Source organism: Holophagales bacterium, assembly GCA_016699405.1.
Lineage (GTDB): Bacteria > Acidobacteriota > Thermoanaerobaculia > Multivoradales > JAGPDF01 > JAAYLR01.
In genome coordinates, this window is record CP064972.1 from 4,115,143 (window position 1) to 4,127,956 (window position 12,814).

Below are 12,814 nucleotides of genomic sequence, written 5' to 3' on the forward strand. Positions count from 1 at the left end.
ACGGCACTCCGCTCTCAGTCGACCCCGTCGGGCGGCGCCTCGAGGGTGCCGAGGCCGAGGCGTTCGAGGAGGTTCTGCACGATGCGTGCGGTGACGCCCCAGATCTGGCGGCGGCCGAAGTGGTAGATGCGCAGCATGCGCGGCTCGCCGTTGAAGACGATGCGGCGGTCTTCGATCAGGCGCGGGTCGGCGAGCGCCCGCAGCGGCACCGAGAAGACCTCGGCGATCTCGTCGGGGTTCGCTTCGGCGACCAGCGGCGAGGGCACGGCACCGACGCAGGGGATGATGCGGAAGCCGCTCGGCGTCTCGGCCTCGTCGAGCTCGCCGAGGTGCAGGATCGTCCCGGCGACGATGCCGATCTCCTCTTCGGTCTCGCGCACCGCCGCCTCCCAGGCGCCCTCCCCCACCTCCCGCGCGCCGCCCGGGAACGCGATCTGGCTGCGGTGCAGGGCGAGGAACTCGGAGCGTTGGGTCAAGACCGTCCAGAGCTCCCCCGCCTCGACGTAGAGCGGCACGAGCACCGAGGCCTGACGCATCTCCTTCGGACCGAGCCGCCGCGGGGGCGGGCTCGCGAGAAGGTCGCGGACCTCTTCGATCCAACTGCGGGGCACCGGGCGCGAGCTCACGTCGGGGGTTCTCCTTCGGGAACTGCCGGTCGGGCCAGCGACAGCGCGAACGGCAGGGGCGCCGGCTTGCCGGCGGGCAGGTGGATGCGGACGGGATAGACGAGCACCGGCTCGTCGCTCCACGCCGTGGGGTGACGACGCACCGGGCGGTCGAGCTGGAGATCGAAGGCCACCGCGCCACCGGGGCGGAAGGTGGTGTTGCCGGCACGTGCCCCGTCGACGACGAGCTCCGTCGGCGCCTGGCCGCCGAACTCGAGGCGCAGCAGGGTGAGCCGACGCGGACTCAGCACCATCAGCTCGGCGTGCGCGTCGCCCATCATCTCGAGCCCGCGAGCGCCCTCCCAGACCGCCGGGCCGGCGGCGCGCAGGCGCACCCCCGCCTGCAGCACCTCCGCGGTTTCGGGCAGACGCTGCAGCGTGCTCTCCAGCGGCAGGCGCGACAGCAGCTCACGTGCCGGTCCACGACCGACGGCGAGGCCGGGAGCTCCGGCACGCGGGGCGAGCCAGAGGGGCCAGAGCAGCGCCCCGGCAACGACCGCGACGCCGAGCCAGACGGCGCGCGCCACCGGGCGACCGGGCCAGAGCCAGAGCGCCGCGACCGCCGGCAGGAGCGCCAAGCTCGCCGGACCGACTTCGCTGCCCGCCCAATCGTAGGGATCGAGCAGGAGCCGCATCGCGAAGGAGAGCGCGACGGCCATCGGCAGCGTCGACCGCGCATTGCTCCGCGTGGCCGCGGCGGCGAGCGCGACGACCGGCAGGTACCAGGGCAGCAGCCCCACGTGGCGTCCCGCCGCGAGCGCGACGAGGTTCCATCCGAGGAGCGCACGATCGAACGACGGATGCGGCGCCGTCCACTGCGGCCCGGCGACCGCCAGCGCGCCGGCGACCGCGACGACGGCCCCGGCGAGCGTGGCGCCGATCCGTCGACCGCGCGCCGCGGGCTCGCCCGCCGCGGCGGCGAACGCCAGCGCCGGCCAGAGGAGCGGCAGGAGCGTCGCGTCGTCGGCAACGGCCAGGCCGACCAGAGCACCGCCGAGAGCGGACCGGAGGAGCGCCTTCGCCGACGTTCCGCCGCCCGCGCCGCCGTAGACGGTGTCGAGCGTTCCAGGCCAGGTCGCACCGCCGCGGGCGAGCGCTAGCCCTCCGGCCACGAGCAGGGAGAGGACACTCCACGGCCCGAAGCGGAACGGCGCGTGGAAGGCGACCGATCCGGCGAGGGCCAGGGCAACGAGCAGCGGCGCCGAGGGGCCGACTCGTCGATTCGCCCAGGCGGCCGAGCAGGCGGCAAGCGCCAAGGCCAGCGCGCTGCCGAGGAAGATCCCGCGCCGCCCCGCCAGACGGACGAACGGCGAAAGCGCCGCGGCGGAGACCGCGGGAACGGCGAGCCGGTCGCCCCCCTCGAGCACCTCGGGCGACTCGGCCGGAAAGCCCCAGGTCGAACGGAAGCGCTCGCGATCCGACGCCTCCAGCCGCAGGTCGCCGTCGCGCGCCAGGCTTTCGACCGCGAGCGCAAAGGTCGTCTCGGGGCCGAGCGCCGGGCCGGTGGCCGGGCCGGCGTAGAGCGCCGCTCCGCCGACCAGCGCCAGCAGCAGGAGCGCGAGCGATCCCCACGCAAGGCGCTCCGATGTCACAGCTCGGCCTCCCAGACCGGCCCGCCGAGGCGGGAGAACGACGCCGCGCCGAGCACGTGCGGCTCGACGTGGAGTCGAGCCGGACCGAGCGGGCGACGCAACTCGAACGTCACCTCGAGCGTCTCGCCGGGCGCGAGATCGCGCGGCAGCGCGAGCCAGGGCCGACCGGCGAGTCGATCCCCGCGCGGCGTGTCGAGGCGAACCTCGATCGCCACCCCGCCAGCGCCGCTCTCGCCGGCCATCCAGGTCGCTCGCGAGCGGTTCCTCAGTCGCAGTCGCAGCGTGCGTCGCTCGCCGCCGGGCCACGGCGCCTCCGCCCCGAGCAACTCGAGATCGCCCGGCAGCTCCCCCCAGGTGAGCGTCGACGGCGGCGGCACGACCACGGCGGAATCGCCCGGCGGCTCGGCCGCCGCGAGCTCTTCGCACGCCGCGGCGATGGCGCGCGCCGCGCGCGCCGGATCGTGCTCGCTGGCCACGTAGCGGCGTGCCGCCTCCCGCATCGCCGCGAGCGCTCCCGGCGCACCGAGCAGCTCACGCAGCGCCGCGGCGAGTCGATCACTTTCTCCCTCTCCTGGGGCGAGGCGCACGGCGATCTCCGCCGGAAGCTCGGCGAACTGTGCGTAATCCGAGACGATCACCGGCCGCCCGAGCGCCAGCACCCGCAGGAGCGACGCCGAGGTCTCCCCTGCCGTCGGGTAGCGCAGGTTGAGCGCCAGGTCGCAGGCAGCGATGCCGGCCTCGAGCTCTTCGTAGGAGAGGAACCCGGTGACGTGCACGCGCTCGGCCACGCCGGCCTCGCGCGCTTCGCGGTCGTAGAAGACGTAAGGCGAGAGCTCGCCGGCGACGAGCAGGTGGACGCGCTCGAGCCCCGGCGCCGCCAACGCGCGGATCACCACGTCGGTCCGCTTGATCGGCGTCTGGAAACCGAACGAGCCGACGAGCGGCGCCTCGAGCGGGATGCCGAGCCGAGCGCGCAGCCGCCGTCCCGCGCTGTCGTCGGCCGCGGGAGGCAGCGGGATGCCCATCGGCACCGCGCGTACCGCGAGCTCGGCGTCCTCCTCGCGCAGCAGCGCCGCCGCCCACGCGCTGTGCACCAGGACGCCGCGCTGCCGGCGCGCCAGCGCACGATTGGCCAGCAGCGCGAACTGTGCCGCCTCGCCGAAGCCGCCGAAGCGCACCGGGCGCGCCACCACCTCGCCCACCCACCCGTGGTCGCGCGCCAGCTCGGCGGCGTAACCCTCCCAGTCGCCCTGTCCCGCCGTGCGGTCGAGCAGGAAGTGGTGCAGCACGAGGTCGTGCAGGGTGAGCACCCCCGGCAGGCGCCACGCCGTCTCGAGCACCGTGGCGTGGTAGCGGTTGTTCCCCATCTGGTAGAGCGGCAGACGCCCGCCTTCGCCGCAGCGGGCGAGCTCGGCGGGTCGCCACCGCTCCTCCATCTCCGCCGAGACCTCCTGCCCCGGCAGGCGGAGGACGCGCAGGTCGGCCACCGCCGCGAGGTGCGGCAGCAGGTCGCGGCTGTAGTCGGAGATCCCCGACCGCACCGGCGGCAACGGCGAGACGTAGTCGAGCGCGATCCGGCCCATCGGCCGGTCAGCCTAGCAGAGGGTCGGCAGCGGGCCGCGCTCGAGCGCCGCGAGCTCGTCGGCCCGCTCGGCCGGGAGATAGCACTGCAGCCCGCACGAGACCAGTCCGAGGCGCGCGAAACGCTCGCGGTACCAGGCGTCGCTCCGGCGGTGGAAGCCCTGCAGGTCGCCTTCGACCTCGTCTTCGGCGCAGAGCGCCGCGAGATGCGCCACCCCGCCGGTGAGTCGCGAGAGCGCCGGCAGCCCGGCGTGGATCTCGTCCTCCTCGAGGTAGTGCAGGACGTCGCTGCAGACCACGAGATCGAACGGCCCGCGGTCACGCGACGGGAGGTCGAGGTCGGGCAGGTCGGCGAAGGAGACGAGACGGAGGTTGCGCCGCGCTCCGAATCGCGTGACCGCATCGACCGAGGAGTCGAGCCCGAGGTAGCGCACCCGCGGCCGCAGCCGGCGCAGCGGGGCGAGCCAACGCCCCTCGCCGCAGCCGACGTCGAGCACCGTGCGCAGCGGCCGCTCGAGCACGTATTCGGCGAGCGCCACCACCGCCGCGACTCGCCGCGCGAGCTCGCCCGGCGTCTCGATCCGCCGGCGCGGATCGCGGTACCAGCGGTCGAAGTAGGCGCGGTCGTAGCGCTTCACGATCAGACCGGAACGTCGTCGCCGTCGCCGGGGGTGGCGATCTGGCCCTTGAGGAACGCTTCGATGAACGGGTCGATGGCCCCGTCGAGGACGGCGTCGGTGTCGCCGATCGACAGGCCGGTGCGGTGGTCCTTGACCATGCGGTACGGCTGCAGCACGTAGCTGCGGATCTGCGAGCCCCAGGCGATGTCCATCTTCTCGCCCTCGCGCTTGTCCGACTCCTCCTTGCGCTTCTTCATCTCGAGGTCGTACAGGCGGGCACGCATCACCTTCATCGCCGAGGCGCGGTTCTTGATCTGGGAGCGCTCGTTCTGGCAGGTCACCACGATGCCGGTCGGCAGGTGGGTCATGCGCACCGCCGACTCGGTCCGGTTGACGTGCTGGCCACCGGCGCCGGAGGCCCGGTAGACGTCGATCTTCAGGTCCTTGTCGAGGATCTCGATCTCGATCGTGTCGTCGACCTCGGGGTAGACGTAGACCGAGGCGAACGAGGTGTGGCGCCGCGCCGCCGAGTCGAACGGGCTGATGCGCACCAGCCGGTGCACGCCGTTCTCGCCCTTGAGGAAGCCGAAGGCGTGCTCGCCGCGCACGGCGATCGTGGCGTTCTTGATCCCCGCCTCCTCGCCGTCCTGGCGGTCGAGCAGCTCGAGCTCGTAGCCCTTGCGCTCGGCCCAGCGGACGTAGAGGCGCAGCAGCATCTCGGCCCAGTCCTGCGACTCGGTGCCGCCGGCGCCGGAGTTGATCGCCACCAGTGCGGGCTTCTCGTCGTCCGGGCCGGAGAGCTTGATGTCGAGGTCGAGCTTGGCCAACTGGGGAGTGAGCCGCTCGGCGAAGGCCACGGCGTCCGGGTCGACCTCGGCGCCGGGCTCGGCGAGCAGCTCGAGCCAGGTGGCGAGCTCCGAAGCGTCGTCGCGCAGCTTCTTCAGCGTCTCGAGGCGGCGCTCGATCGCCCGCCGCTTCTGCAGCACCTGGGCGCTGTCGGCGGGACGATCCCAGAAGCCGGGCTGTTCGATCTGGCGGTCGATGTCGCGGAGGTTCTCTTCGAGTCCGACGTCCTCAAAGATACCCCCGGATCACGGCGAGCTTCTCGCCGAGATCTTGGAGCTGGTTCTGCAGGTCGATGGCGAGCATGGTGTCGTCGACTCCCCTTCAGGCGGGCCGGGAGGATACCACGGCGGCTTCTTTCACTTGGCCACTCCGGGCACGGCGGACGAGCGCGAGGCATCCCCCCGCGACGAGGAAAGCCAGCGCCGGGACGAGCCACGGCGCGCGCGCGAACGGCGACAGGTCGCTGCGGCCGGCGAGCGGCGCGGCGAGGACCCCTTGGGCACCGACGTCGAGCGACGCCAGCAGGCGGCCGTCCGGGGCGACGATCGCCGAGACGCCGGTGATCGCCGCCCGCACCAGCGGCCGGCGGTTCTCGGCGGCCCGGAACTGCGCGGCCCGCAGATGCTGCCAGGGGGCCGCGGTGTCGCCGTACCAGGCGTCGTTGGTCATCGTCGCGAGGATCGTCGCGCCGGCCCGCGTCAGCTCGGCGACTTCTCCCGGAAAGATCACCTCGAAGCAGATCGCCACGCCGAGCCGCTCGGCGCCGAGCGGCAAGAGCGACAGCGAGCGCGCCGGGCTGAGGTCGCCGGCGCCGCGGGCGATCTTGCCGAGGAACGGCAGCACGCGACGCAACGGCACGTACTCGCCGAACGGGACGAGATGACGCTTGGCGTAGCGACCGAGGACTCCCGACTCGCCGACCATCACCGCGGCGTTGAACGTCGCGCCGTCTTCCTCCGCCGGAGTGTTGAGCAGCACCGGGCATCCCATGGCGTTGAGCTCGGCGAGCGCCGCGACCAACGCCGGATCGCGCGGGTACTCGTACGGCCAGGCGGCGCTCTCCGGCCAGACGAGTAGCGCCGGTCGGTCACACGCCTGGCGCGACATGGCGAAGAGCCGCTCGGTCTGTCGCGCCACCGCCGCGGCGTCCCAGGCGACGAGATTCGGCGTGTTCGGCTGGATCGCCTTGATCCACATCGCCGGGCCGATCTCGCCCTCGCCGACCGCCCAGCGTCCGGCCACCGGCAGGAGGACCGCCGGCAGGAGCAGGGCGAGCGCCGCGAGATCGAGGCTGCGCCGCCTCCAGGCCTGGGCGAGCGCGACATTGATCGCCACGAGCAGCCACGAGACACCGAAGGCGCCGATCCACGCGGCGAGCGGCAAGGCGCCCGGCATCGTCGTCCACGAGGTGGCGGCGAGGTTCCAGGGGAACCCCGAAAGCGCCACGCCGCGCAGCCACTCGAGCGCCACCCAGAGCGCCGGCAGGGCGAGCCACGCCCCGCGCACCGGTGAACGCCAGAGCCGTGCGCCGAGGGCGGCGAACGCCGCGTGGTAGAGGCCGAGGTAGGCGGCGAGGAGCAGCAGCGAGAGGCCCGCGAGCCAGCCGGGGAGCATGCCGTAGACCGTCAAGGTGTGGACGATCCAGGACATCGCCGTCGCCCAGCCGGCGATGCCGTGCAGCCAGCCGAGCCAGCCGGCGCGACGGCGGTCGAGCAGGAGGACGAGCGGAATCAGGGCGACGGGCGGCAGCCAGGCGGTGGCGTAACGCGCGAACGTCAGCCCCCAGAGCACGCCGCCGGCGATCGCCAGCGCCGGTGCGGCCAGAGCGGCGGCGCGCCGGCGCACGGCCGGCTCCGGCGCGGGGGCGCCGGTCGAGGGGGAAAGGCTCGACACGGGGATCGTTCCGCCGGGCTACGGCTTGTCGGTCACGATCGCTTCGCGCGAGACGGTGCGGCGGACCTTCTCCACCACCGACTGGGCCTGCTCGCGGCGCGGATAGGGGCCGATGCGGACGCGGTAGAACTTCTGTCCGTCGCGCAGCACGGGCGAGATGAAGGCCTTGAAACCGCGCCGGATGAGATCCTGCTGGTAGCGCTTCGCCTTGCCCTCTTCACGACTGGAGATCACCTGGACGAAGAAGCCGGTGGACGCCGTCGCCGGCGCTGCCTCGGCGGTCGGCGGGGGGGTCGGCCGTGCCGGCTCGACCGTCGGCCGTGCGACCGGGGCCGCGGCGGTGGCGACGGGCGCCGCGGTCGGCTCCGGGACCAGCGTCGGCAGCGGCGCCACCGCCGTCGCGCCGACATCCTCGGCCAGCGTGCGGCCGGGGTGCGGCTCGAGCGTCGCGGCGGCGGGCGGCGCGACCGGAGTCGCCGGCGGCGCCCCAGCTCGCCGATCTTCCGAGAAGAACTTGAACTCGGCGATCGGCGGCTCGCCGCCGGCCTGCGCCACCGCGGCCTGGACGGGAGGACGCCCTTCGGAGCCGCCGCGGCCGATCCACACACCGGAGAAGAAGGCCACCAGCATGCAGGTCAACAGCAGCACGAACGCCACCAGCACCTGGCGGCTGGTCAAGGCGATCTCGTAGTAGCTCGGCTCGTTCGGCTCGGGCGCGTCCACTCGCAACTCCTTGGAGATCAGCCCTTCCGGTTTTCGAGGAAGGACTTGATGAGGTCGACCGGCACCGGGAAGATGATCGTCGAGTTCTTCTCGGTGGCGATCTCGGTCAGTGTCTGCAGGTAGCGCAACTGCAACGTGACGGGGTTCGGCGACATCATCTCGGCCGCCGCGGCGAGCGACTTCGAGGCCTGCAGCTCACCGTCGGCGTGGATGATCTTGGCGCGCTTCTCGCGCTCCGCCTCGGCCTGCTTGGCCATGGCGCGCTGCATCTCGGTCGGCAGGTCGACGTGCTTGACCTCGACCATCGAGACCTTGATCCCCCACGGGTCGGTGTGGGTGTCGATGATCTCCTGCAGCCGCTCGTTGAGGCTCTCCCGTTCGGAGAGCAGCGAGTCGAGGTCGGCCTGGCCGAGCACCGAGCGCAGCGTCGTCTGCGAGATCTGACTGGTGGCGTAGAGGTAGTTCTCCACCGAGACCACGGCGCGCGCCGGGTCGACGACCCGGAAGTAGATCACCGCGTTGACCTTGACCGAGACGTTGTCGCGCGTGATGACGTCCTGCGGCGGCACGTCGAGCACCACGGTGCGCAGCGAGATGCGGATCATCCGGTCGATCGGCCAGAGGACGAAGATCAGACCCGGTCCCTTGGCGGTCTCGATCAGTCGTCCGAGCCGGAAGATCACCGCCCGCTCGTACTCGGGCAGCACGTTGATCCACTTGAAGATCAAGCCGACGACGAGAAAGACGAGCACGACGAACAGCATCGGGAATTCGGGCGAAACGGGCATCGCTCACCTCCTGGCCGGCGTTGCCGGCCGAACCCGCAGAGTCAGGCCATCCACGGAGACCACCTCGACCTCGGAGCCGGCGGCTACCGGTTCCGCGATCGACCCTTCGAGCTCGGCGTTCCAGTAGTCGCCGTCGAGCTTCACCTTGCCGCGCGGCGCGAGCGCTGACGTGACCGTGACGCGCGTCCCGACCATCCCTTCCGGACCGCTGCGCACCGGCCGTCGCGCCGCCCGCAACGCCACCCAGGCCAGGAAGCTGACGACGCCGAGGGCGAAGAGCGTGATGGCCGCGATGAGGCCGAGACTGACGCGCAGCGCGGGCTCGGCGCTGCGGAAGAGGAGGAGCGAGCCCAAGACGAGGGAGATGATACCGCCGACCGTGAGGAGACCGTAGCTCGTCACCTTGATCTCGGCGACGAACAGCACCAGGCCGAGCAGGATGAGCGCCACCCCGGCGTAGTTGACCGGCAGCACCGAGAGCCCGAAGAACGCCAGAATCAGCGAGATGCCGCCCACCACCCCGGGCAGCACGGCTCCGGGGTGAGCGAGCTCGAAATAGAGGCCGAGGAACCCGAGGCTGAGCAGGATGTAGGCGAGATTCGGGTGCGCGAGGGTCGAGAGCAGGCGCTGCTGCGCGTTCATCTCGACGCGGCGCACGCTCGCCCCGGCGAGGTGGAGCACCCGCTTGCCCTGCGCCCCTTTCACGACCTCGCGACCCTCGAGCCCGGCGAGCAGCTCGGGCCAGCTCGCCGCCGAGAAGTCGACGAGCCCGGCAGCGAGGGCTTCGGCGGCGGAGAACGAACGGCTCTCGACGACCGCCTTCTCCGCCAGCGCCTGGTCGCGCCCGCGTCGCCCGGCGAGCGAACGGATCGTCGCCGCGGCGTCCTGCTCCACTTTCTTGCCCATCACCCCTTCGATCGTCTCGCCCTGGCCGCCCACCGGGTGCGCCGCGCCGGTGTTGGTGCCCGGTGCCATCACCGCGATGTCGCCGGCCATCAACAGGAAGAACCCCGCCGAGGCCGCCTGCGAGCCGCTCGGCGCCACCCAGACGACGACCGGGATCGGCGTGCCGAGCATCGCGGTGAAGATCCGCCGCGTCGAATCGAGCGCCCCACCCGGCGTGTTCAGCTCGAGGACGAAGGCGACAGCCCCGGAAGCCTCCGCCTCCGCGATCGCCTCGACGACGAACTGCTCGGCGACCGGATGGATGATCGAGTCGAGGCGGGCGCGAACGATCTCGGGACCGACCGGAGGAACGGGCGTGGCGGCGGAAGTGGCGGCAGACGTCGCCGCGGGAGTGGCGGCCGAGCTCGGGGTCTCTCCGGCCACCACCGGAAGCAGGCCCGCGAGCCCCAGGAACAGAGCTCCGAGAAGGGTCCGACCGGAGCGCCGGGAAGCGGCACAAGTGCTTGTCATGGTGGCATTTCCTTGCAGGTTTCGAGTATAGCAGCCACCCCGCCGCGCCGGCTCGCCGAGCCGCCGTCGTCGCGCTCGAAGACCTCCGCCACCGCGAGCGACGAAGCTACCCCTACAGCAGCCGCTCTTTCTTCCTATTCAGGTTCGAAACCACCAGCCGCACCTCATCGACATCGGCTTGATCGGATGGAGCCGCTCGCGAACAGACCAACATCAGGCCGAGAAGGCCCGACTGGACAGTCCCCTTCGACCCCGGCGAAAACTGGGGGCACAGCCAGCGGATCCGTCAAGGTCCACGATTTGGCGAGGACGGCACGAGGGCACGAAGGAGCTTGGGGGACGTCGCGAGACTCGCTCGCGACCGCGCGGCAACCTCCCGCGCGACAGAGCCTCGATGGCTGTTGGGTGCAGCGTCGTGCGAACCGCGCCAGAGCTTGAAGCGAAGACAGCGACGATCAGGTAGGGAAGAGAAGCCTCAACCCACGCGACGAGCGCCACGCTCGCCACGGAAGACGGCTACCCCTTGACACGGGGGGGCCTGATAGCGGTTAGCCGACAGGATCCGGAACCTGCAAGTCGCGGCAGATCTTGCGCGCGAGAAATTCGTTCAGCTCGCGATGCCGCGGCATCGAGGATGACTTCCGCGCGGCGCGATTCACGTAGACCGTGTGATTGGCGCCCTCGCGGAAGAGCTCGCAGCCATGCGCTTCAAGATGCCGGATGAGATCGAGGCGTTTCACGCCGAAAGGCGAAGCGGTTCACGGATCACGGCCGCCCCTTCGAGCTCGGCTTCAGCAAGCTCGCGGTTTGCCTCGAGGACAAGCTGGACGGCTTCTACGAGGTTTGCGCGGGCCTCGTCGAGCGTTGTGCCTTGCGTGTTCGCGCCGGGCAGTTCTTCGACGAACGCCACGTAGCCTTCGGGCACCTCGCGAAAGACGGCTGTGAACTGAATCCGCATGGCCTTCCTCCGCCGTAAGCTTACTCGCGATGGTTCACTGTCGCCTAGCGGCCATGGAGCTCAGCGGCGTCAGGGACGCGCGAAGCGCAGCCCTGACGTGGGCCGAAACGACGTTGGGTGCAGCGCCGTGCGCGCCGCGCCAGACCTTGGAGCGAAGACAGTGACAATCAGGTAGGGAAGAGAATCCTCAACACACGCGACGAGCGGCACGCTCGCCACGGAAGACGGCTGCCCCTTGACACGCGGGGGCCTGATAGCTGTTAGCCGGCCCGCGCTCACGCCCGAGATAGCGGCCGCACTCCTTCTCGCAGTGTCTAGCGCACGAAGCAGTGCCAAAGTCCGGCGAGCATCAAGTCGTCGAACTGGTCGCCGAGCAGCTGTCGCAGCTCTGGGATGAGAGCCACGTTGTTGTAACTAGCGTCAAGAACCCGGTCGCCCTCAACGCGCAGGATCACGTTGTACGACGAGTCGACTACTGTTTCCCCGCTGACTCGCGCGATGACATTGTAGTTGGCATCAAGGATGTCACTGCCCTGGACGCGACCAAGTGTGTTGTAGCTGGTGTCGAGAATGTTGGAACCCTCAACCCTCAAGAAAGCCATGGGCGATCTCCGTGTCTTCAAGAACGTCATCTGGGGCCAGGGGCAAGAGTCTGCCCACCAGCGCTTACCTGTGCAAGCTCGCGTCGCTGTGGAGGTGAAGCGTTGCGAGGCAGGTCGCCCTCGTGCACCCGGGGGCGAGGTCGACTGCTCTTTGATGCGAGGATGTGTCGTCACGCAGGACCCTCTGTTGGCCATTGGCTATGGGATTTAGGGGCAACAGAGATGGCCGAAGGCAGGCCCTCACGCCCGCTCGAACAACGTGTTAGCCGGCTCGCCCAGGAACGCTCCGCGACGCTCAGTCAGAGCCTCTTCTTGAGATCGTCGATGAGCTGAATAATCTGCGTCTTGTGAAGCTCTGGATCTTGGACCTGTAAGAACTCGACCGCCTTGAAGTCGTCGCCTCGCTTGCGATTCTGTGGCGGTTCGAGGCCTTCGATGAGCAAGGCTTCCATCGTCACGATGAGCATGTCGAGGTCATATGTTCCGACGGCGGAGTTGTCTAGTTGGCCGGATTCACTCACCGGATAGACACCAAACCAAGAGAATCGGTCCCACCGACCGTTGAGGCGATCAGCCGTGTGCTGCTTGAGACGAACGCCGAGCGTTTGGTCAGTGGTCCGGCCCACGTAGACCACGGCGCGGCCATCATGGAGGAGGTACACGCCGCGTTCGCCCGAAAAATCGACCGGCGTGCCGCCCTGCTGCTGACCGAGTACTCGAGGTGCGCTGCCCCAGAGCACAAACTCCCGAGACCAATACATGCCGAAGGCGTTGATGAGGCCGGTATCGTCGGCCTCTTCGATGGAGACGGGTACGGGCTGTAGCGACGGCTGCTCTGGCCCCTTCTGCAAAGCGTAGTATCCGCGCGCGACACGCACGACCTCCGATTGGAGTGAGGTCGCGAGCGTGGCGGCAACAGAGCTTGCAGGGGTGGCCCCGAGCTCCGAGCGGAGCCCGCGTTCAGCGATGGCTTCCGCGATCTCTGTGTAGTGCATCGCCTCGGTTTGATCGCGAAGCACTTGAAGGATCGCCTCTTTCCAAGTCAGATCCGGCATCTCGCACCTCGCCGCGGGGTTGATACTCGGTCAATTGTACCCACGAAACAGCGAATGATGGTCCGAGGCCGGCTA

General features: G+C 70.4%; 12 protein-coding genes. All 12 read right to left on the minus strand.

Annotated features, from left to right (window positions below):
• Positions 1–14 precede the first annotated feature (14 nt).
• Positions 15–626, minus strand: coding sequence for a CoA pyrophosphatase (locus IPJ17_17025; GenBank protein ID QQR73165.1), 612 nt, complete (start codon positions 624–626; stop codon positions 15–17).
• The gene (locus IPJ17_17030; protein QQR73166.1) at positions 623–2,257 is read right to left on the minus strand and encodes a hypothetical protein; all 1,635 of its coding nucleotides are present in this window, start codon (positions 2,255–2,257) and stop codon (positions 623–625) included. The genes IPJ17_17025 and IPJ17_17030 overlap by 4 nt, the downstream gene beginning before the upstream one ends.
• On the minus strand, positions 2,254–3,840 hold the full coding sequence (locus IPJ17_17035; GenBank protein ID QQR73167.1) for a glycosyltransferase: 1,587 nt from the start codon (positions 3,838–3,840) through the stop codon (positions 2,254–2,256). The genes IPJ17_17030 and IPJ17_17035 overlap by 4 nt, the downstream gene beginning before the upstream one ends.
• A 12-nt stretch (positions 3,841–3,852) precedes the next feature.
• On the minus strand, positions 3,853–4,479 hold the full coding sequence (locus IPJ17_17040) for a class I SAM-dependent methyltransferase (protein QQR76212.1): 627 nt from the start codon (positions 4,477–4,479) through the stop codon (positions 3,853–3,855).
• Positions 4,479–5,607 (minus strand): peptide chain release factor 2 gene (gene prfB, locus IPJ17_17045; GenBank protein ID QQR73168.1). Its coding sequence is split into 2 segments (ribosomal slippage): positions 4,479–5,537 and positions 5,539–5,607, totalling 1,128 coding nucleotides; the frame shifts between segments, so codons are not numbered across the junction. Before prfB ends, IPJ17_17040 begins: the two co-directional genes overlap by 1 nt.
• 18 nt (positions 5,608–5,625) lie before the next feature.
• The gene (lnt, locus tag IPJ17_17050; protein QQR73169.1) at positions 5,626–7,149 is read right to left on the minus strand and encodes an apolipoprotein N-acyltransferase; all 1,524 of its coding nucleotides are present in this window, start codon (positions 7,147–7,149) and stop codon (positions 5,626–5,628) included.
• Between the two features lie 66 nt (positions 7,150–7,215).
• Positions 7,216–7,920 (minus strand): SPOR domain-containing protein, encoded by a 705-nt coding sequence (locus IPJ17_17055; protein QQR73170.1) that lies wholly within the window; start codon positions 7,918–7,920, stop codon positions 7,216–7,218.
• A 17-nt stretch (positions 7,921–7,937) separates the two neighbouring features.
• Positions 7,938–8,708, minus strand: a complete 771-nt coding sequence (locus IPJ17_17060) for a slipin family protein (GenBank protein QQR73171.1) — start codon at positions 8,706–8,708, stop codon at positions 7,938–7,940.
• Between the two features lie 3 nt (positions 8,709–8,711).
• The gene (locus IPJ17_17065) at positions 8,712–10,124 is read right to left on the minus strand and encodes a nodulation protein NfeD (protein ID QQR73172.1); all 1,413 of its coding nucleotides are present in this window, start codon (positions 10,122–10,124) and stop codon (positions 8,712–8,714) included.
• A 736-nt stretch (positions 10,125–10,860) separates the two neighbouring features.
• Positions 10,861–11,082 carry a type II toxin-antitoxin system HicB family antitoxin gene (locus IPJ17_17070; protein ID QQR73173.1) on the minus strand — a complete coding sequence of 74 codons (222 nt, stop codon included), beginning with the start codon at positions 11,080–11,082 and terminating at the stop codon, positions 10,861–10,863.
• Between the two features lie 314 nt (positions 11,083–11,396).
• On the minus strand, positions 11,397–11,684 hold the full coding sequence (locus IPJ17_17075) for a hypothetical protein (protein QQR73174.1): 288 nt from the start codon (positions 11,682–11,684) through the stop codon (positions 11,397–11,399).
• Positions 11,685–11,983: 299 nt separating this feature from the next.
• On the minus strand, positions 11,984–12,739 hold the full coding sequence (locus IPJ17_17080) for a hypothetical protein (protein QQR73175.1): 756 nt from the start codon (positions 12,737–12,739) through the stop codon (positions 11,984–11,986).
• Positions 12,740–12,814 lie beyond the last annotated feature (75 nt).

What these genes read in the sequence shown, in the direction of transcription:
- IPJ17_17075 (QQR73174.1), bottom strand. Translation starts at nt 11,684, where the DNA reads ATGGCTTTCTTGAGGGTTGAGGGTTCCAACATTCTCGACACCAGCTAC.
- IPJ17_17070 (QQR73173.1), bottom strand. Translation starts at nt 11,082, where the DNA reads ATGCGGATTCAGTTCACAGCCGTCTTTCGCGAGGTGCCCGAAGGCTAC.
- IPJ17_17080 (QQR73175.1), bottom strand. Translation starts at nt 12,739, where the DNA reads ATGCCGGATCTGACTTGGAAAGAGGCGATCCTTCAAGTGCTTCGCGAT.
- IPJ17_17060 (QQR73171.1), bottom strand. Translation starts at nt 8,708, where the DNA reads ATGCCCGTTTCGCCCGAATTCCCGATGCTGTTCGTCGTGCTCGTCTTT.
- IPJ17_17065 (QQR73172.1), bottom strand. Translation starts at nt 10,124, where the DNA reads ATGACAAGCACTTGTGCCGCTTCCCGGCGCTCCGGTCGGACCCTTCTC.
- IPJ17_17035 (QQR73167.1), bottom strand. Translation starts at nt 3,840, where the DNA reads ATGGGCCGGATCGCGCTCGACTACGTCTCGCCGTTGCCGCCGGTGCGG.